General features: G+C 74.1%; 21 protein-coding genes. 11 read left to right on the plus strand and 10 right to left on the minus strand.

What is annotated here, in order from left to right:
• Positions 1-62 precede the first annotated feature (62 nt).
• The 3 genes from dps to ACFZP7_RS31765 form a co-directional block, all read right to left on the minus strand.
• On the minus strand, positions 63-626 hold the full coding sequence (dps, locus tag ACFZP7_RS31755; protein ID WP_210902356.1) for a DNA starvation/stationary phase protection protein Dps: 564 nt from the start codon (positions 624-626) through the stop codon (positions 63-65).
• Between the two features lie 233 nt (positions 627-859).
• Positions 860-1,465: a flavodoxin family protein gene (locus ACFZP7_RS31760; protein WP_019330786.1), complete on the minus strand. Its 606-nt coding sequence runs from the start codon at positions 1,463-1,465 to the stop codon at positions 860-862.
• A gap of 164 nt (positions 1,466-1,629) precedes the next feature.
• Entirely contained in the window at positions 1,630-1,845 is a 216-nt protein-coding gene (locus ACFZP7_RS31765) for a hypothetical protein (protein ID WP_019330785.1), read from the minus strand.
• Positions 1,846-2,204: 359 nt separating this feature from the next.
• Between ACFZP7_RS31765 and ACFZP7_RS31770 the strand changes: the two genes are divergently transcribed.
• The 6 genes from ACFZP7_RS31770 to ACFZP7_RS31795 all read left to right on the plus strand — a co-directional run bounded on the left by ACFZP7_RS31770 (position 2,205) and on the right by ACFZP7_RS31795 (position 5,977).
• Positions 2,205-2,921, plus strand: a complete 717-nt coding sequence (locus tag ACFZP7_RS31770) for a hypothetical protein (protein ID WP_385637431.1) — start codon at positions 2,205-2,207, stop codon at positions 2,919-2,921.
• 196 nt (positions 2,922-3,117) lie between these two features.
• On the plus strand, positions 3,118-3,735 hold the full coding sequence (locus ACFZP7_RS31775) for a sigma-70 family RNA polymerase sigma factor (protein ID WP_031015267.1): 618 nt from the start codon (positions 3,118-3,120) through the stop codon (positions 3,733-3,735).
• A gap of 43 nt (positions 3,736-3,778) precedes the next feature.
• The gene (locus ACFZP7_RS31780) at positions 3,779-4,621 is read left to right on the plus strand and encodes a class I SAM-dependent methyltransferase (protein ID WP_385637433.1); all 843 of its coding nucleotides are present in this window, start codon (positions 3,779-3,781) and stop codon (positions 4,619-4,621) included.
• A complete protein-coding gene (locus tag ACFZP7_RS31785; RefSeq protein WP_385637436.1) occupies positions 4,597-4,806 on the plus strand; it encodes a hypothetical protein in 210 nt (69 codons plus the stop codon). The genes ACFZP7_RS31780 and ACFZP7_RS31785 overlap by 25 nt, the downstream gene beginning before the upstream one ends.
• A gap of 112 nt (positions 4,807-4,918) precedes the next feature.
• Positions 4,919-5,143, plus strand: a complete 225-nt coding sequence (locus ACFZP7_RS31790) for a hypothetical protein (protein ID WP_385637437.1) — start codon at positions 4,919-4,921, stop codon at positions 5,141-5,143.
• 111 nt (positions 5,144-5,254) lie between these two features.
• Positions 5,255-5,977 (plus strand): FAD binding domain-containing protein, encoded by a 723-nt coding sequence (locus tag ACFZP7_RS31795; RefSeq protein ID WP_270891721.1) that lies wholly within the window; start codon positions 5,255-5,257, stop codon positions 5,975-5,977.
• A gap of 48 nt (positions 5,978-6,025) precedes the next feature.
• On the opposite strand, the gene ACFZP7_RS31800 is transcribed toward ACFZP7_RS31795, so the two are convergent.
• The 5 genes from ACFZP7_RS31800 to ACFZP7_RS31820 form a co-directional block, all read right to left on the minus strand.
• Entirely contained in the window at positions 6,026-6,865 is an 840-nt protein-coding gene (locus ACFZP7_RS31800) for a lysozyme (protein WP_031015258.1), read from the minus strand.
• A 43-nt stretch (positions 6,866-6,908) separates the two neighbouring features.
• Positions 6,909-7,868 (minus strand): cytochrome c biogenesis CcdA family protein, encoded by a 960-nt coding sequence (locus ACFZP7_RS31805; RefSeq protein WP_385637440.1) that lies wholly within the window; start codon positions 7,866-7,868, stop codon positions 6,909-6,911.
• Positions 7,861-8,661 (minus strand): DsbA family protein, encoded by an 801-nt coding sequence (locus ACFZP7_RS31810; protein WP_385637442.1) that lies wholly within the window; start codon positions 8,659-8,661, stop codon positions 7,861-7,863. Before ACFZP7_RS31810 ends, ACFZP7_RS31805 begins: the two co-directional genes overlap by 8 nt.
• A gap of 86 nt (positions 8,662-8,747) precedes the next feature.
• Positions 8,748-9,242, minus strand: a complete 495-nt coding sequence (locus tag ACFZP7_RS31815) for a hypothetical protein (RefSeq protein ID WP_385637445.1) — start codon at positions 9,240-9,242, stop codon at positions 8,748-8,750.
• Positions 9,243-9,295: 53 nt separating this feature from the next.
• Positions 9,296-9,715 (minus strand): hypothetical protein, encoded by a 420-nt coding sequence (locus ACFZP7_RS31820; protein WP_019330774.1) that lies wholly within the window; start codon positions 9,713-9,715, stop codon positions 9,296-9,298.
• A 381-nt stretch (positions 9,716-10,096) separates the two neighbouring features.
• Here ACFZP7_RS31820 and ACFZP7_RS31825 point away from each other — a divergent pair, with 381 nt between their 5' ends.
• The 5 genes from ACFZP7_RS31825 to ACFZP7_RS31845 all read left to right on the plus strand — a co-directional run bounded on the left by ACFZP7_RS31825 (position 10,097) and on the right by ACFZP7_RS31845 (position 14,574).
• Positions 10,097-11,815, plus strand: coding sequence for an ATP-binding protein (locus ACFZP7_RS31825; RefSeq protein ID WP_385637447.1), 1,719 nt, complete (start codon positions 10,097-10,099; stop codon positions 11,813-11,815).
• Positions 11,816-11,926: 111 nt separating this feature from the next.
• Positions 11,927-12,346 carry a roadblock/LC7 domain-containing protein gene (locus ACFZP7_RS31830; protein WP_019330772.1) on the plus strand — a complete coding sequence of 140 codons (420 nt, stop codon included), beginning with the start codon at positions 11,927-11,929 and terminating at the stop codon, positions 12,344-12,346.
• Entirely contained in the window at positions 12,343-12,699 is a 357-nt protein-coding gene (locus ACFZP7_RS31835; protein WP_019330771.1) for a DUF742 domain-containing protein, read from the plus strand. Before ACFZP7_RS31830 ends, ACFZP7_RS31835 begins: the two co-directional genes overlap by 4 nt.
• Entirely contained in the window at positions 12,680-13,315 is a 636-nt protein-coding gene (locus ACFZP7_RS31840; RefSeq protein WP_019330770.1) for an ATP/GTP-binding protein, read from the plus strand. The genes ACFZP7_RS31835 and ACFZP7_RS31840 overlap by 20 nt, the downstream gene beginning before the upstream one ends.
• Positions 13,312-14,574 (plus strand): cytochrome P450, encoded by a 1,263-nt coding sequence (locus ACFZP7_RS31845; RefSeq protein WP_019330769.1) that lies wholly within the window; start codon positions 13,312-13,314, stop codon positions 14,572-14,574. The genes ACFZP7_RS31840 and ACFZP7_RS31845 overlap by 4 nt, the downstream gene beginning before the upstream one ends.
• Before the next feature lie 19 nt (positions 14,575-14,593).
• Here ACFZP7_RS31845 and ACFZP7_RS31850 read toward each other — a convergent pair whose 3' ends face one another.
• Both ACFZP7_RS31850 and ACFZP7_RS31855 read right to left on the minus strand, forming a co-directional pair.
• Positions 14,594-15,820: a cytochrome P450 gene (locus ACFZP7_RS31850; RefSeq protein ID WP_385637449.1), complete on the minus strand. Its 1,227-nt coding sequence runs from the start codon at positions 15,818-15,820 to the stop codon at positions 14,594-14,596.
• A 119-nt stretch (positions 15,821-15,939) separates the two neighbouring features.
• Positions 15,940-17,811 (minus strand): LamG-like jellyroll fold domain-containing protein, encoded by a 1,872-nt coding sequence (locus ACFZP7_RS31855; protein ID WP_385637451.1) that lies wholly within the window; start codon positions 17,809-17,811, stop codon positions 15,940-15,942.
• Positions 17,812-17,924 lie beyond the last annotated feature (113 nt).

A 17,924-nucleotide genomic window follows, 5' to 3' on the forward strand; every position in this document is an offset into this window, starting at 1 on the left:
CGACCCGCCGGGCGCGTCACCATCGACGCGCCCGACGGGGCCGGGGGTGCCCAGGGCGGGCCCTAGCCCAGTTCCGCCCCGCGTTCGGCGGCCTCCGCCTCGGACTTCGCCGTGCCGGTGGCCAGCGTGCCGCCGGCGTTCTCCAGATGGGCGCGCACGAACCACTGGAACTGCTCCAGGTCCCTGAGCTGACCGATCAGCAGGTCCTCCGTGGCGTTGTCGATCTTCCCGGCCTCGTCGATCGCCGCGCGCATCCCCTCGACCACACCGGTGTAGACGACGTCCAGCGCGGCCAGGTGGGCGATGGCGTCGGCGCGTCCGATCGAGTAGTCGTCCCACTTGCGCTCGGAGACCAGCGCCCCGGGTGTGCCCTGCGCCACCCCGCCGAGCGCCGCGATGCGCTCCGCGACGTCGTCGGCCATCTCGCGCACCTGGTCGACCTGGGGATCGATCATCTCGTGCACCGCGATGAAGTGCGGTCCCACGACGTTCCAGTGGACGTGCTTGAGGGTCAGGTGCAGATCGTTGAGCGCGTGCAGACGCATGCGCAGCACACCGATCAGCCGCCCGGCGGCCTCGCGCTCGATGCCCGGGACCGTGTACTTCGGGGTCAGGTCGTGCGTCATGGCGGACATCAGCTCCTCATGCGTTTCGTACGTCGTTGCACGTGCACGAATGCCCCGTATCGGCGACGGCAGACATGCGCGCCCGTGGTGTCCGGAAAGCACGGGTCACCCGCGCGGGGTGAGGCAATCGTCCGCTTCCTCCTCGGCTCGGAGCCGGGCCGGCCGCGCCGCCCCGGCCCCCGCGGCCACTCGGCTCTCCCGGCGGGTCCCCACGCCGGGTGCCGAGGTCACGGTCACGACGGCGGCGCCGGCAGGGGCATCGCGCTGAGCGCCCGCGCCGCGTGGACCAGGTTGGAGGCCATGGCACGGCCGGTGGAGGCCGCCCAGTCGTGGCCGCGGTCGTCGTCCAGGTAGTCGGGGCCGGGTCCCGGGCCGAGGTGCCAGTAGGTCCACGCCTGGCCGGGGACGGTGTAGCCGATGTCCGTGAGCGCGCCGGTGATCTCGCTGATCACATGGTGGGCGCCGTCCTCGTTCCCGGTGACCAGGACGCCGGCGACGCGGTTGTAGGCGACGGGGCGTTGCTCGTCGTCGGTCTCGGAGAGCATGGCGTCCATGCGTTCGAGCACCCGCTGGGCGACCGAGGACGGACGGCCGAGCCAGGTCGGCGACGCGATGACCAGGATCTGCGACGAGAGCAGCTTCTCGTGCACACCGGGCCAGTCGTCGCCCTCGCCCATGTCGGTCTCCACCCCCGGCTTCAGGTTCAGGTCGACGGCCCGTACGACGTCCACCTCGACACCGTGGCCCTTGAGGGCCGCGATGACCGTGCCGGCCAGGGCCTCGGTGTTCGAGGGCTGGGGGGAGGGTTTGAGAGTGCAGTTGATGACGAGTGCGCGCATGCCTGTCCCTGTTCCCCCTGCGGCGGATCGTGACCGGGCCCCGGCCCGATCGTTCACCCGCCCGGCCGCGCGACCGGCCCGGGCGGGTGCCGGACGGACTCCTCCGCCCGGTCGCCCGGGGGCGACGCCTTCTCAGACCGACGCCTTCTCAGGCCGACGACGTCTCAGGCCGACGCGACACCGTCCAGCTTGCCCCCCTTGGCGTCCTCGACCAGCGACGCGAACTGGTCGGCGCTCATCTGCACGCGCTGGCCGAAGTCGTCGGTCAGGACGATCCGCCGTTCCGCGGGGGCCGCGGGATCGACGAACAGCTGCGGGCAGCCGCAGTCGCAGTTGCCGCAGAACGTCGCGACGGGCTCCAGCCCGTGAGGCTCGTTCATACCGGGTGCCTTCCATGAGGTGGGGCGACCGTGCCGGTGTGCGCACCGGTGGCCGTGGGGGACTGCCCGGGAGATACCCGGGACATCGGCCGGGGACGCGCGCCCGGCTCCGGGGGCGGAGGCACGGCGAACGACCTCCGTGCGCCGGTGCACCCCGCTCCGCACCCGTCGCCTCCGTTCCACGGCAACGGCCGGGAACCGGACCGGCCCGCCGTCCGACCGTAGGTGCGGGGAGGCGCCGCGGGTGCCGACCACCCGGGGTATGGCGCGGAACACGCGCGTCGGATTGAGTGGGGTCCGGGAGCGGAATCCGTACCCATCGGCGACCACGGGAGTCCGGATGCGAGGATGAGGCCGCGATGAGAGCAGGGTGGTGCTGTCGCACGGTACGGGCCGCGGTGTTCGCGGCCGTCTGCGTGCTGCTCGCCGCCCTGGGCCACCTCCTCATGTCCGGCACCGCGGTGCCCTGGTGGGCGGTGGCGGCGGGCGCGGCGGCCACGGGCGGTGCCGCCTGGGCCCTGGCCGGCCGGGAACGGGGTCACTCGTCCGTCGTCCTGCTCGCCGTGACCGCGCAGACCGTCCTGCACGCCTCCTTCTCCTTCGCCCAGGCGACGGCCCGCCCCGGGCCCTCCGGCGAGGAGACCCTCGTACGCCGGTGGCTGGACGTACTGCTGTGCCGCATGCCGTCGGCCCCGGCGTCCGGGGACGCAGGCGTGCCGATGCCCATGGGCACCGGCGGCCACGCCGCGCACGTCCTGCACACCGCGCACGCCGCCGACCCCGTCGGCCACACCATGGGCGGCACGTCCCCGGCCGGGATGCTCGCCGCCCACCTGCTGGCCGCGCTGCTGTGCGGGCTGTGGCTCGCCCACGGCGAGCGCGCCGCGTTCCGCATCGTGCGGTCCCTCACCGCCCGGGTCCTGGCCCCGCTGCGCCTGCCGCTGTGTCCGGCCGCGCCACCGCACCGGCCGCGCGTCCGCCCCGGCCGGGCGGCCTCCGCCCGGATGCCGCGCCGCCTCATCCTCGCCCGTGCGCTCACCGACCGGGGCCCGCCCGCCGGGGTCGCTGTCGCCTGACGACAGCAGGCTCCCCGAGGCCGTCGGCATCCGCGCCGGACCGTCGCCCCACGACGGCACGCCTCGGGCACCGGCCGCGCGCGCCCGCGCCCGGCCGCCACCCCGTCACCGGCCCTCCCGCGCCGCCGCCCGCCCGTCCCGTACGGGCGGGTCGCCCGATGGGCCGGGTTCCCGATCCCGAGAAGGACGGACACAGGTGATCAATCCTGCCCCGCCACCCTCGTGCCGGCAGTCGCCCACGGACGCCCGGGAGGCGTCGATCACGGCCTGGGCGCTCGCCGCCGGCACCGGCGACCCCGAAGCCGTCGAGCACTTCGTACGCGCCCTGCACCGGGACGTGCGCACGTACGTCACGTTCCTCGGCGCCGACCCGCAGAGCGCCGACGACCTGACCCAGGAGACGTTCCTGCGGGCCCTGGGCAGTCTGCACCGGTTCGAGGGGCGCTCCTCGGCCCGCACCTGGCTGCTGTCCATCGCCCGCCGCGCGGTGGTCGACAGCATCCGCCGCGACTCCGCCCGGCCGCGGACGGCGGCCACCGACGACTGGCAGTCGGCCGCCGAACGCGCCCAGCCGCGCGACCTGCCCGGCTTCGACGACGGCATCGCCCTCGCCGATCTGCTGGCCACCCTCCCCGACGAGCGACGGGAGGCCTTCGTCCTCACCCAGATGCTCGGGCTGCGCTACGCCGAGGCCGCCGACGTCAGCGCGTGTCCGACGGGGACGGTGCGGTCACGGGTCGCCCGGGCCCGTACGTCCCTCATCGAGTGGCTCGCCGAGGCGGAGCGTCCCGCGCCGGTGACGCCCGCCGTCTGACGGACCGTCCGCGCGGCCGCGGACGTCGGATACCGTCGGCCGCATGGCTGACGAGTGCTTCCGGCATCCGCGGCTCGCCGCGGTCTACGACGCCCTCGACCCCGATCGCGCGGACCTGCTCCCTTACCTGCGCATGGCCGAGGAGTTCGAGGCCCGGCGGGTGGTGGACATCGGCTGCGGCACGGGGGTCTTCGCCCTGCTCCTGGCCGGCCGCGGCACGGAGGTCGTCGGCGTCGACCCGGCGGGGGCGTCCCTCGCGGTGGCGCGGGCCAAGGCGGGCGGTGACACGGTGCGGTGGATCGAGGGCGACGCGACCTCGCTGCCCGCCCTGCGGGCCGACCTGGCCACCATGACGGCGAACGCGGCCCAGGAGATCACCGTCACACGGGAGTGGCACGCCACGCTGCGGGGCGCCCGTGCCGCCCTGCGGCCCGGCGGGCACCTGGTGTTCGAGACCCGCGACCCGGCGCGACGCGCCTGGGAGGAGTGGGACCGCGACCGGACGTGGCGGGTCGCGGAGATCCCCGGCGTCGGCGCGGTGGAGAGCTGGTGTGACCTGACGGAGGTCCGGTGGCCGCTGGTCGGCTTCCGCTGGACCTACGTCTTCGCCGCGGACGGCGCGGTGCTGACCTCTGATTCGACCCTGCGCTTCCGCGAGCGGGAGGAGGTCGAGGCGGACCTCGAGGCAACGGGGTTCGAACCGCGGGAGGTGCGGGACGCCCCGGACCGCCCGGGCCGCGAATTCGTCTTCGTCGCCCGACGACCACCGGCGTCCCGTCGGAAACCGGCAGCCGGCCGGGTCTCGTCCCTGCCCGGAAGCCCCCATGACGCCGGCCCACCCGGACGGCCATCCTCGCCGTCATGGCCCGCTTCCAGCACACCGTGACCCTCGCTCCCGTGCCCCGACGCCTGCTGGAGTCGTGTCTCGGCACGCTCCACGACCTCGCCGAAGACACACGGGCGCAGGACACGGGAGCGGAGGAAGCGGCGGACGGCCGGTCGCGGACCGGTCCGACCTTCACCGTCCTCGCCCGGGACCGTCGGTCGCCGCGCCCCTGCGCGGGACGCTGACGCACGCACTCGCCCGCGCCACGGTTGCGGCGGCGCCGCAACCGGCCCCCGACGGCCGCTGGCGGGTCACCGTGCGGGCACGCGTCAGGGGCCGTTCCTACGCGCGTCCCTTTTGGCCGTCGCCGCGCCGCTGCTCCGAGCGCGCGCCCGCCGGACCTTCGCCGAGGCACTGCACGACGCCGCCGAGCGGTGGAACGCCCACGTGCCCGCATGGGTCGACGCGGGGGAGGCGGGACTGCGCGCGACGCCGACCGACGCGGTGCGCGGAGCACACGGCGCGGGCTCGTCCGGGCAGGGGTGCTCCGGCGCGCGAGAGGCGCACACTGCGGGTGAGTGAGCCCTGTACGCGCCCCCGTGGCGGTACGGACAATGCGCAGTGGCCGTGATCACGCGGCGGGGGGCGAGGCGTCGTCGTACCGCCGCCCGCCGGGGAAGCAGGTCGATCGCCATGCTGTTGCGTCTGCCCACGTCCGTCACCGAAGCGCAGGAGTGCATGGCGGAGGGAGCGGTGCCCATCGGCGGAGCCACGCTCGTGTGGGCGACCTGGCAGCGGGACGGCTTCCCGGCCCTGGCCATGTCGCTGCGCGACCTGCCGGAGGCGAACGTGCTCGAACCCGAGGCACTGGGCGCCGCCGTGGTCCTGCAGCGCGTGGACGACCGCGTGCCCGAGGTACTGCGCCGGGCGGCCGGCACGGTGGGCACCGGGGCCGTGCGCCGGGCCGCCACGGTCGGCGGGAACATCGTCGGCAGCAGCCTGCGCTGCCTGCTGCCCGCCGCCCTGGTCCTGGACGCCCGCCCCACCGTCCTGGGACCGGACCGGGCCTACGAGACCGACCTGGCCGAGGTCCTGGCCAAGCGTCATCTGCTGCTCGGCCTGCGCTGGCGCACACCGAAGGCCAGCGGCTACCGCAAGGAGCCCGCCGAGGCCGGCGGCCCGCCGCCCCTGGTCGTGGCCACCGCCGTGCACGCCGACGACGAGGGCCGCCACCTCCTGCGGGTGGCCGTACGCGACGGCTACGAGGTGATCGGCGAGACCGTGCCCTGCGACGGCGGCGCCGACCAGGCGCTCGCCGCCCTGGACGGCACCGATGTCGGCGCACTGCCCCCCGCGGCCCGGGACGTGGTGCGTGAGCGGGTCGCCGACATACTCGGTTCCCTCGCCGAGGACTGACGGAGTCGTCCGCCGGCCTCCGAGGGGCACGGCGGACGACGGGCGGTGTCAGCCGTTGGCCAGAGCCTTGACGCGGTCGAGCGCGCCGTTGAACTTGTCGTGGTCCCCGACGGTCGGCCCGGACGAGGTGTACTGCCACATGGTGTGGAAGTCCCAGCCCGCCGGGAGTTCGCCGACGGTCGAGGCGTACCGGGCGATCCACAGCGGGTTGGTGTCGCCGAAGCCGCTGTAGTTGCCGGTGCACTGCTTCCACCAGTTGGTGGAGGTGTAGATGACCGCGTTGCGGCCGGTGCGCTCCTTGTACCGGTCGAGGAAGTCGCCGATCCAGTCCACCATCTGACTCGCCGTCCTGCCGTAGCAGGTGGCGCCGTACGGGTTGTACTCGATGTCGAGCACGCCGGGCAGCGTCCGGCCGTCCTTGGACCAGCCGCCGCCGTGGTCGACGAAGTAGTCGGCCTGGGCCGCACCGCCGGCGCCGTCCGGGACGGCGAAGTGGTACGCCCCGCGGATCATGCCGGTGTCGTACGAACCGCCGTACTGCTGGGAGTAGTAGGGGTTCCGGTAGGACGTGCCCTCGGTGGCCTTGACGTAGGCCCACTTGACCCCGCTGTTCCACAGGGTGGACCAGGCGACGTTGCCCTGGTGGCTGGAGACGTCCACGCCCTCGGTCTGGGTGACCCGCGTGCCCATGGGCACGCCCTGCACTCCCTCGTGGGCCAGGACGCCCATGCCCATGTGGGCGGTGCCGCGGGCGGGCGGGACACCCGTGCCGTCGGCCGAGGCGGGGACCGCGGACAGGCCCAACAGGAGCGACTGGGAGGCGAGGAGGACGCCCGACGCGAGCAGGCGGCGTGAGTGGCGGGACGCCACGGCTATGGGTTTGCGCATGGCACCCATCCGATCCGCTGTCCCGCCCGGCCGCATCCCACAGTCACCCAGACGGTGTCGGGGAGCCGGAATCGGCCCCCGCGCCCGCGGACGGCCCCCGCGCGCCCCGCTCGTCGCCGTGAGGGCGGTCCCGGACGCCGTCCTCCCGTCCGCGACCGCCCTCGCGCGGCCCCCGCACCCCGCGCACCAGCACGGTCAGCGCCCCGGCCGCCACGGCCAGGGCGAGCGCGCCCAGCAGCAGGCGGTCGGGAACCGCGTCCCCCAGCCCGGACAGACGCCGCTCCCAGGCGAACTCGGTGTCCACGCCCACCGGCGACGGCAGCGCCGAGGTGCCGTCGAAGAGGAGGAAGACCGCGCCCAGGGCGACGAACATCGCTCCGCCCACCAGCGAGGTCGAGTGCGTCCGCACCGGCCCCAGCCGCACCGGCCCCAGCCGCACCGGCCGTCCGCGCAGCCGGCGACGCCGGCCCAGGTCGAACCGGTCCCACAGCGCCGCCAGCACGAACATCGGCACGGCCATGCCCAGGGCGTACACCGCGAGCAGCGCCCCACCGCGCCAGGGGTCACCGCCCATCGCGGCCACCGTGAGGACGCTGCCGAGAATGGGCCCGGCGCAGAACCCGGCCAGCCCGTACACCGCACCCAGCGCCGCCACGGACAGCGCCGAGCCCGACCGGTGCGCCCCGGCCAACTGCTGCATCCGGCGCGAACCGAACCCCAGACCCAGCGCCTGCACCACCCCGAGGGCGATGACGAGCCAGCCGCCCACCAGGACGAGCAGGTCACGGTGCCCGTAGAAGAGGCGCCCGGCCAGCGAACCCGCCACACCGAGCGGCACCATGGTCAGACACAGCCCCGCGTAGAACAGCACGGTGCGCCCCAGCAACCGGGTGCGGCCGGTGAACGAGTAGGCGAAGAACGCCGGCAGCAGCAGGGCCGAACAAGGGCTGAGCAGCGCCAGCAGCCCGCCCAGGAAGGCCACCGCGAAACCCGGGTCACTCATCGCCGCCGCCCTGGGCACGGTTCGCGCCGGCGGCCTCGGCGGCCTCGATCGCCTCGGCGAACACGTCCGTGGGCTGGGCGCCCAGGACGGGTCGGCCGTTGACGAGGAAGGCGGGAGTGCTGCTCACCCCGAGCGCGTACCCCTCCTCGACGTCCCGGGCCACGGCCTCGTCCGCCGCGTCGGAGGCCATGTCCGCACGGAAGCGGTCCAGGTCCTCGACCCCCGCCTCCTCGGCCATGGCGAGCAGCTCCTTCTCGGCGAAGTCGCCCTTGTTGCGCTCGCGGGGCTTCCCGTAGACCGTGTCGTGGAACTGCCAGAACCGGCCCTGCCGGCCCGCCGCCCACGAGGCCCGGGCCGCCTGCTCCGACTCCGCGCCGAAGACGGGGAAGTGACGCCACTCGATCCGGAGCACGCCCGCCTCGACGTAGTCGCGCAGCAACGCGGGCTTGGTCTCACGGGCGAACCGGCCGCAGTAGGGGCACTGGAAGTCCGAGTACTCGATCAGCACCACGGGCGCGTCCGGCTTCCCCACGGCGTACGGGTCGTCGGCGTCCCGTCGGGCGAGCGCGAGCAGCGCCGGGTCGGCGGGTGGAGCCGCGGACGGCGAACCGGACCGCGAGGCGGTGGCGGGACGGTCGGCGGATCCCCCGCCGCCCAGGGCGACGGCGGCGACGGCGACGGCGGCCACCAGCACCAGGGCGGCCAGGACCAACCGCAGCCGGCGACCCGGTACCGGGCCGCCGCGGCCGGGGCCGGAACGGGACTTCTCGGGCAGGCGTGATGCAGCGTTCATGATCGACTCCGAAAGAGGAGGAAGAAGGGAGGAAGAAGGGAGGAGCAGTCAGGAGGAAGCGGCCGGACGCGAGGTGGCGTCCGCGCTCAGGCGCGGGACGGCAGCGGGCACGCCTCGGCCGTCGACAGCCTGCGCAGCGCGGCCTCGGCCAGCAGCGCCAGGGAGGCGACGGCGACGACCGGCTGGAGCGGGGCCCAGTAGGTCAGCGCTCCGGAGCCGCCGAGCAGCAGCAGGACGACCTTGTTGCAGACCGGGCAGCCCACGGCGAGGAAGGACAGCACACCGCCGAGCGGACCCAGCCTGCTGCCGGGACCGTCGGTCCGCACCCGCCCGCTCGCCCCGGGCGGGCGCACGAAGGTGGCCAGGACGATGCCCGCGAGGACGGCCGTGGCCGCGAGGACCGGCGGGTTCCACCACTGGACGGGAACCGACCGGGAGAAGAAGGGCGAGGGCACGACGGCGGTGGGGACCCCCACGACGACGGCGGTCAGCGCGGCACCGGCCCCGGCGGCGGCCCACTGCACGGGGCGCCAGGACGCGAGAGCCGCTCCCGCCCGGCGCGGCGACCGGGAGGAGGACATGAGGAAGGACTCCGTTCACGAGGATGCGGTGGACACGGCACGAACGGGCCGGTCTAGATCCTCAGAACGGTGGTCGAGACACCGCCGGCACAAGCGGCGGGCGGAGCGGGCCCCGAGGCGGTGCGGGCGGCCGATGCCGGCGGGGCCGTCCCGCGCTGTGCGGCCGTGTCCGCCGAACCGGCGGACGGCGCCTCCGGGACGCGGACGTCCCCGCGCGTCGAGGACTGCTCGGCCAGGCCCTTCTTCTCGCACGGGCGGGGCGCCGTGGGCGACACCTCGTCCCCTTGGGCGCGGTCGACGGCGCGCACGGTGGACGGCGCCGCCGAACCGGCCGTGGCCGTCGCGGCACCGGCCCCCGCGGCCGGCGACCGTCCCGCTCCGGCCACACAGAGCACGGCGACCACCACGGTCACCAGCGCCAGCGCACAGCGCAGCAGCGACACCGCTCGGGTGTGCCCGCCGCACTGGGACATGGGGACGGCTCCTACCGGGGGGAAGCGCTCGGGTATGTATGCGCAAGCCACCCTACATACCCGCGTCCGCGCCGGCCGACGCCCCTGACGGACGGACCCGCCGACCCGGAAGAGGGGGCGGGCGGCGCGGGGACGGCGGGGCGGCCGTCCCGCCCAGAACGCCTGTAGCACATCGATGCGTTCGATCGGGGGGATGCGGGAGAAGTTCGCTCCTCGGTGGGGTCTGCGGCCGCTCCGGCTTACGTACACCGGCCGCTGACTAGCATGAGCCGCAAGTCCGCCGGAGCGATCACCATCGGCTCGGGCGGACGCCACGGCCCGGCGCCGGCGCGCGCCGACTCGCCCCTTTTCCCCGCTCTCAAGGACCAGAGGGACCGCGGAATGTCAGTGTCTGCACCCCCCGCCCCACCCAGGACGCAGAAAGCCCGCCGTACCACCCCCACCGTCCCCCTGGTCGTGCTGCCGGCCGCCGCAGCGGCCGCCGGCGCCGCCTGGGCCGCGGCCCCCGACACCGCCCGGAGCTGGACCGCGACCCTCGCCGTGTCGTCCTGGCTGTGTGTCGCGGCGGCCGTCGTGCTCGGCTCGCACCTGGTCGGACGGGCCCGCCGGACCGCGGCCGACCGCAGGACGGAGATCAGCGCGCTCAAGACCCGACTCGCCCACGAGAACGCCGGGTTCGTGCACCTCGTCAACGTCGCCCTGCCCGGCATCGCCCAGCAGGTCCGCGACGGCGCGGGCGCCGAGGAGGCCGTGGCGAACACCGCGCCCGTCTCCGGCGCGCACCTGCGCCAGGTCGCACAGAGCTTCGCCGCGCTCGCCGAGGACGCCGTACGGCAGGCCGCGGACGCCGACTCCCGGCACCGGCAGGCGCGGGAGGAGACCCACCGGCTCACCGCGGAGCTGGAACAGCTCGCGAGCCGCACCCTGCCCGCCGCGGTGGAGAAACTGCGCGACGGCACCTCGGCGGACGTCGTCCTGGCCGAACTGGAGTGGCCGCACGGCCCGCAGGCACGCGCCCTGGCCGAACTCTTCGTCCGGGAGCTGGCCCACAGCGAACGGCGCACCGCCGCGGCCCAGGCGGCCGCCGCCAAATCCCTCAGCCGGGTCCAGGCCAAGGCCGTCAGCATGCTCGCCGACCTGCGCGACATGCAGGACCGCCACGGTGAGGAAGTCCTCGGCGACCTGCTCCGCCTGGACCACAGCACCTCACAGCTCGGCCTCGTCACCGACCGCCTCGCCCTCCTCATGGGCGGGCGCTCCAGCCGGGCCTGGAACAAGCCCATCGTGATGGAGAGCATCCTGCGCGGAGCCGTCGGCCGGATCGCCGCCTACCGCCGGGTCCGGATGCACTGCTCCACCAGCGCCGCCATCTCCGGGTACGCGGCCGAGGGCGTCATGCACCTGCTGGCCGAACTCATGGACAACGCCGCCAACTTCTCGCCGCCCATCGACGAGGTCCACGTCTACGTGGAGGAACGTACCGCCGGCATCGTCGTCACCATCGAGGACAGCGGACTGAAGATGGCCGACGCGGCCATGCGCCACGCCGAACAGGCGGTGTCGGGACGCATGAACGACCTGGCCTCGCTCCAGGGCACCAGGCTCGGCCTCGCCGTGGTCGGACGGCTGGCCGCCAAGTACCGGATCGCCGTCAGCTACCGGCCCTCCTCACGCGGCGGCACGGGTGTCGTCGTCCTGCTCCCGCCGCAACTGCTCGCCCAGCAGCGGGACCCGGGACCGTCCGCGACCTTCGGCCGCTCGGCCGGTGTCGCCCCCGCCGTCCCCGGTCCCGCCCCGGCCGCCGAGGCACCCGTGGACAGGCGACGCGTCCCGGACGTCCGCCCCGATCCGCCCGAGCGGGCCGAACGGGCCGAACGGGCCCGGCCCGCACCCGCCACCGCGGGCGGCCTGCCCGTGCGCTCCCCGGGCCGCACCATGGCCGCCGCCGAGCGCGAACGGCGGGAGCAGCGCCGCGAGACCCCCGACCGGGCGGCGACGGCGCCCCGGGACGCCGGCTCCAGCTTCGGCGCCTTCCACCGCGGGCGCCGGTCCGGGGCGGCCGGCCCCGCACCGGAGACCGAACCGCCCGCGTCGGGGTAGCCCGCGCCGGACCGCACCGCGCACCTCGGCGCCCCTCGCCCTTCGAGCTCGTGAGATTGGAGGAACGGGCCGGTGACCGCAGAACCAGGAACCACCGTCCCCCCACCCACCATGCAGACCACCGACAACAGCCTCACCTGGCTCCTGCAGAACCTCCTCGACCGCACCCCCGGCACCCGGCACGCCCTCGTCCTCTCCCGCGACGGCCTCAAACTGTGCTGGACCGAACACCTCACCCTGGACCGGGCGGACCAGCTCGCCGCGATCTGCTCCGGCATCCAGGCCCTCGCCCAGGGGGCGTCCGTCGAGTTCGGCAACGGCACGGGCGGCGTCCGGCACTCCATGACCGAGTTCCACGGAGGGCTGCTGTTCATCGTCGAGGCCGGCGAGGGCGCACACCTGGCCGTCGTCGCGGTGGAGGACGCCGACCCGGGCGTGGTCGGCCACCAGATGACCGAGATGGTCGAGCAGATCGGCGAGCACCTGCGGGCCGAGCCGCGCCACGCCGCCCCCGGGAGCCGTACGCCGTGACCCGCAGGCCCGTGGACACCGGCGCACCCGACCGGCTCTACACGGTCACCGGCGGGCGCAGCCGTGCCGACGACTCGTTCGACCTCGTCACGCTCGTGGTCAGCGAATGCGAACCGGCGCCCGGCATGCAGTCGGAACACGTACGCATCCTCGACCTGTGCCGGCACCCGACGGCCGTGGTCGAGGTCGCCGCGGAACTGGCACTGCCGATCACCGTGGTCCGCATCCTGCTCGGCGACCTGCTCGCCACCGGCCGGATCACCGCCCGCCATCCGCGCCTGGGACAGGCCGCCGCGACGCACCCCGATACCGCCCTTCTCCAGGAGGTGCTCCATGGGCTCCGCAACCTCTGACCCGCCCTCACCGACCGTCACCGCCTCGGGCCGCACGCCCCTGACCGACGCCGCGGAGACCGGGCTGAAGATCGTCGTCGTCGGCGGCTTCGGCGTCGGCAAGACCACCCTCGTCCGCTCGGTCAGCGAGATCCGCCCCCTCAACACCGAGGAGGTGATGACCCAGGCCGGCGTCGGCGTCGACGAGACCGGCGGACTGACGGGCAAGACCACTACCACGGTGGCCTTCGACTTCGGCCGGATCAGCCTCAACGAGCGCATGGTGCTCTACCTGTTCGGAGCCCCGGGCCAGGAGCGCTTCTGGTTCCTGTGGGACCGGCTGTTCTCCGGCACCCTCGGCGCCGTCGTCCTCGTCGACACCCGGAGGATGGACGACTCCTGGTACGCGATAGACCGGCTGGAACACCACCGCACCCCGTTCGTGGTCGCCGTCAACCGCTTCGACGACGACCGTGCCCGGCACTCCCTGGACGAGATCCGGCAGGCCCTCGCCCTGCCCGACGACGTACCGCTGATCGACTGCGACGCACGGGTGCGGACCTCGGGCAAGCACGTACTGGTCACCCTCGTGGACCACCTCTACCAACTGGCCCTGGCCCAGGAGAGCGCATCGTGACCGACATCCACCCCGCTCCGGACCACGCCGTCCCGCCCGCGTGCCCCGCGCACGACAAGGCCGTGGCGCTCGCCGGACTGGAGTACCAGCAGACACCGTCGGAGCTGTACCGCGGTCTGCGGGCCGAGCACGGCGCCGTGGCCCCAGTGCTCCTGGACGGCTCCATCCCCGCCTGGCTGGTCCTCGGCTACGCCGAGGTCAGCTACGTCACCAGCCACGACGAGCTGTTCGCCCGGGACTCGCGCCGCTGGAACCAGTGGGACGCCATCCCGCCCGACTGGCCGCTCCTGCCCTACGTCGGCTACCAGCCGTCCGTCCTGTTCACCGAGGGCGAGGAACACCGGCGGCGGGCCGGCGTCATCTCGCAGGCACTCGCCGGCGTCGACCAGTTCGAACTGGCCCGGGACTGCCGCCAGCTCGCCGACCACCTCATCGCGTCCTTCGCCGGCAGCGGCCGGGCCGAGCTGATGCGGGACTACGCCCACGCCCTGCCGATGCGTGCCGCCGTGCGCATGTGCGGGATGCCGCACGGCGGGGACGAGACCCGGCAGCTCGTCGAGGACCTGCGGGTCTCCCTCGACGCAGCGGAGGGCGACGACCCGGTGGCGGCGTACGCGCGGGTGGGCGAGCGCATCCACCGCCTGGTGCGCCACAAGCGCGAACGGCCCGGACCCGACGTCACCTCCCGGATGCTGACCCACCCGGCGGGGCTCACCGACGAGGAGATCGTCCAGGACCTGATCTCGGTCATCGCCGCCGCCCAGCAGCCCACCGCCAACTGGATCGGCAACACCCTCAGACTGCTGCTCACCGACGAACGCTTCGCCCTGAACGTCTCGGGCGGCCGGCTCAGCGTGGGCGAGGCGCTGAACGAGGTGCTGTGGCTGGACACGCCGACCCAGAACTTCATCGGCCGCTGGGCCGTGAACGACACCCAGCTCGGCGGTCGGCAGATCCGGGCCGGTGACTGCCTGGTGCTGGGCCTGGCGGCGGCCAACACCGACCCGCAGCTGTGGCCCGAGGCCCACGTCGGCGCCGAGAACTCCGCGCACCTGTCCTTCAGCAACGGCGAGCACCGGTGCCCCTACCCGGCACCGCTGCTCGCCGACGTCATGGCCCGCACGGCGGTCGAGACCCTGCTGGAACGCCTCCCCGACCTGGTGCTCGCGGTGGAGCCGGACGAGCTGACCTGGCGGCCGTCCATCTGGATGCGCGGACTGACGGCCCTGCCGGCGCTCTTCACCCCCGTGGTGCCGTGACGGACCGGTCCGCCACCGGTCAGGCCGCGCGGGGCGTGAACCGCACCGGCAGCGCCCGCGGGCCCCGGGTGAAGACGCCCTGCTCCACCACCTCGAAGCCGTCGGCCGGCCGCAGGTCGGGCATGGCGTCCAGCAGCTGGCCGACGCCGGTCTCGACCTCGGCCTTCGCCAGCAGCGCCCCCACACAGAAGTGCCGTCCGAGCGCGAAGGCGAGATGGTCGGCGGCGGCGGAGAACGCGGTCGTGGTGGTGAGGTCGTCGCGGAAGATGTCGAAACGGTCCGGCTCGCGGTACCGGTTCGCGTCCCGGTTGGCCGCGCCGATCAGGCAGGTGACGGTGGCGCCCGCCGGCACGGTCCCGCCGCTCAGCTCCACGTCGGTCGCCGTCTGCCGCATGATCATGTGGACGGGTGGCGTGTAGCGCAGCGTCTCGGCGAAGGCGCGGGGTATCAGGCTCCGGTCCTCGCGCACCGCCGCCAACTGCTCGGGATGGGCCAGCAGGTTGGCGAAGATGCTCGCGATGGCCTTGTCGGTGGTCTCACCGCCCGCCGCGAGCAGCAGACTGCAGAACGCCTTGATGTCCTCGTCGCTCATCCGCACCCCGTCGACCTCGGCGGCGCACAGGGACGACAGCAGGTCGTCGCCCGGCTTCTCCCGGCGCTCCCGGATGATCGGGAACATGTACTCGGCGAACTCGACCCGGGTGCGGGCCCCCGCCTCCGCCACCCCGGGGTCGCCGGAGAGGTTGCCGAGGAAGGCGATGACCGACGTGTACCAGCCGTGGAAGCGGTCGTGATCGGCCTTGTCCAGGCCCAGCATGTCCGCGATCACGTTGACGGGGAAGCGGGTCGCGTAGTCGGCGACCAGATCGGCCCGTCCGGTGTGCCGGAAGGCGTCGATGAGTTCACGGGAGTTGCGTTCGATGACCGGCAGGAACTTCTCCTGCAACTCGGCCCCGCGGAAGGCGGGGGCGACCAGCGCACGGCGGACCGCGTGCTCGCGCCCGCTCAGCTGCAGGATCGTCCTGCCGTGCACCGGCTCGATCTGCCAGTCGTAGTTCTCGGTGGTGAACTGCCCGGCGCGGTCCTTGAAGACGCGCTCCACGTCCTCGTAGCGCGACACGATCCAGCTCTGGGTGGCCTCGTGGTGGATGAGCGGCGCGCTCTCGCGCATCACCCGGTACGCCGGGTACGGGTTCGCCGCGAACTCGGGGGAGAGGATGTCGGGGACCTGCTGCGCGGTGGACATGGGACTCCTCGGTCGACAACGGCCTTGTACGCCCAGGCTATTGACGACCCGCCGGGCCCGACAGACCGCGCGGGCCGCCGGTGCGCCCCGGCGGTCCTGCCGGTCCCCGCGGGCGGGCGTCAGTCGAAGGGGGTGAGGAAGTCCCGTGTCCGCAGCGGCCGGTCGACGATGCGGGTGTCGCCGATCCAGCCGTAGAAACCCTGCCCGAACTTCCCGTCGAACTGGGTGGCACCGAGGACGAAGGGCTTGCCGAGGGTCGCGATGCCGGTCGAGGGGGCCGTGGGGTTGCGGGCGATCCTCGAACCGTCGACGTACACGACGGTGCGGCGGCCGTCGTTCACCACGGCGACGTGCGTCCAGCGGCCGACCGGGACCGCGTGGCTCCATGAAGTGGGGTCCGCGTCCTGGCGGTCGGGGTAGACGACGAACTGCAGGAACCGCTCCGGGGACACGTTGAGACTGCACGTGGGCTCCAGCGGGGACCAGCCGGTGGTCTTGCCCGCGTCCCCGTTGCGCCCCTCCCAGCTCAGGATGCCCATCCAGTCGTGATCGCCTTCGAACGGCTCGGGGAACCGCACGAAGGTCTCGATGGTGTACCCGCGCGGGAACCTCTCGCTGTTGAGCGGGGCCCGCGCACCGGTGCGCAGGACGGCGCCGCGGTCCGGTCCCTTGCCGCCGTCGAAGCGGAGGCTGGCGTGCGCGGGCTGGCCGGGGTGGTGGTCCGCGGACCAGGTGAGCGCCTCGGGACCGCTGTGGTGCAGCCGGCCGGCCGTGAGGTCGTTGCCGTGGCCGGAGAGGTCGCGGACGACCAGGCCGTCGGGGACCGGACCGCCGTCCGCGGGGGTGGTCATGCCGGAGGTGTCGAACCTCCAGTACGCGACCGTGCCGCGGGGCATCACGGCGGAGGCGGGCCGCGGCTCGGGCGGCGCGACGGGGGAGAAGCCCCGGAAGCGTTCGGCGAAGTCGACGCTCAGGCTGAACCGGTCGGCGGGGCCCGTCAGTTCGACCGTCTCGGCCTCCAGCGGGGTGCGCCGGGCGGGATCGCGTGCCAGGAACCAGGGGGCGAACGTCTCGACGTCGATCACCCCGCGCGCGAGGTCGAAACCGTAGGTGCGGATCATGCCGGCGCCGCCGTAGTAGCGGTCCTGGTAGTTGGTGACGTGGAGGTGGACATCGTTGTCCGCGTCGTTGCGCAGGACCGTGCGACCGGGCGGCCAGTAGTGTCCGCCGAGGGCCAGGAAGATCTGGTCGTTGCCGCGGATCAGACCGTCCCACAGCTGCTGTCCGTTGCCCGAGAGCCGGGCCGTGCCTTCCTCGTCCGCGTGGGCGAGGTCGTGCGTGGTGAGCACGGCGGGCAGCGTCGGGTGGGCGTCGAGCACGCCCTGTGCCCAGGCCGTGCCCTTGTCGCTGATCCGCCAGTCCAGGGCGAGGACCAGCCAGTCGCGGCCGGCGGCCCGGACGACGTGGTAGCTGTTGTAGCCGTCCGGCGAGGCGCCCTTGAAGGTGGGCATCGAGGCGTAGCGGCGGGGCCCGAACTCGCGCAGATAGGCGGAGTCTCCGCGCTGGTCGTCCGTCGACGACGGGATGTCGTGGTTGCCGGCCAGCACGCTGTAGGGCACCTTGCCGTGCAGCGTGCGGAAGGTCTGGGCGGCGCGGCGGATCTCGTCCTCGGTGCCGTGCTCGGTGACGTCGCCGAGGTGGGTCATGAAGGCGATGTTGGCCCCGGAGCGGTCGGTCACCAGGTGGCGGAAGGTCTCCCGCAGGGGAGCGGGGTCGGTGCTGTCCGCGTCGAACAGGTACTGCGTGTCCGGCAGGACGGCCAGCGTGAAACGCGGGCTGTCGGCGTCGAAGCGCCGCCGTCCGGTGGCCTCCGCGGCCTGCGCGGGTACGGCCGCCGCGGTCCCGGTCGCCGTCGCGGCGACGCCGCCGGCCACGGCCGCTCTCAGTACCGTGCGTCTGCCCGGGTGCTCGTGCTGTTCCGCCGTGCTCATCTGCCCTCCAGAAGCGGGAAGTCCACCGTGCGCGGCTCACGGTGCCCAGGGGCGTTGACCGCGCGTCGACGGTGAGCTGAACGCCGCGTGGTGGGCGGCGGGCGACTGGAGGG

Source organism: Streptomyces sp. SudanB5_2050, from assembly GCF_964272335.1.
Lineage (GTDB): Bacteria > Actinomycetota > Actinomycetes > Streptomycetales > Streptomycetaceae > Streptomyces > Streptomyces rochei.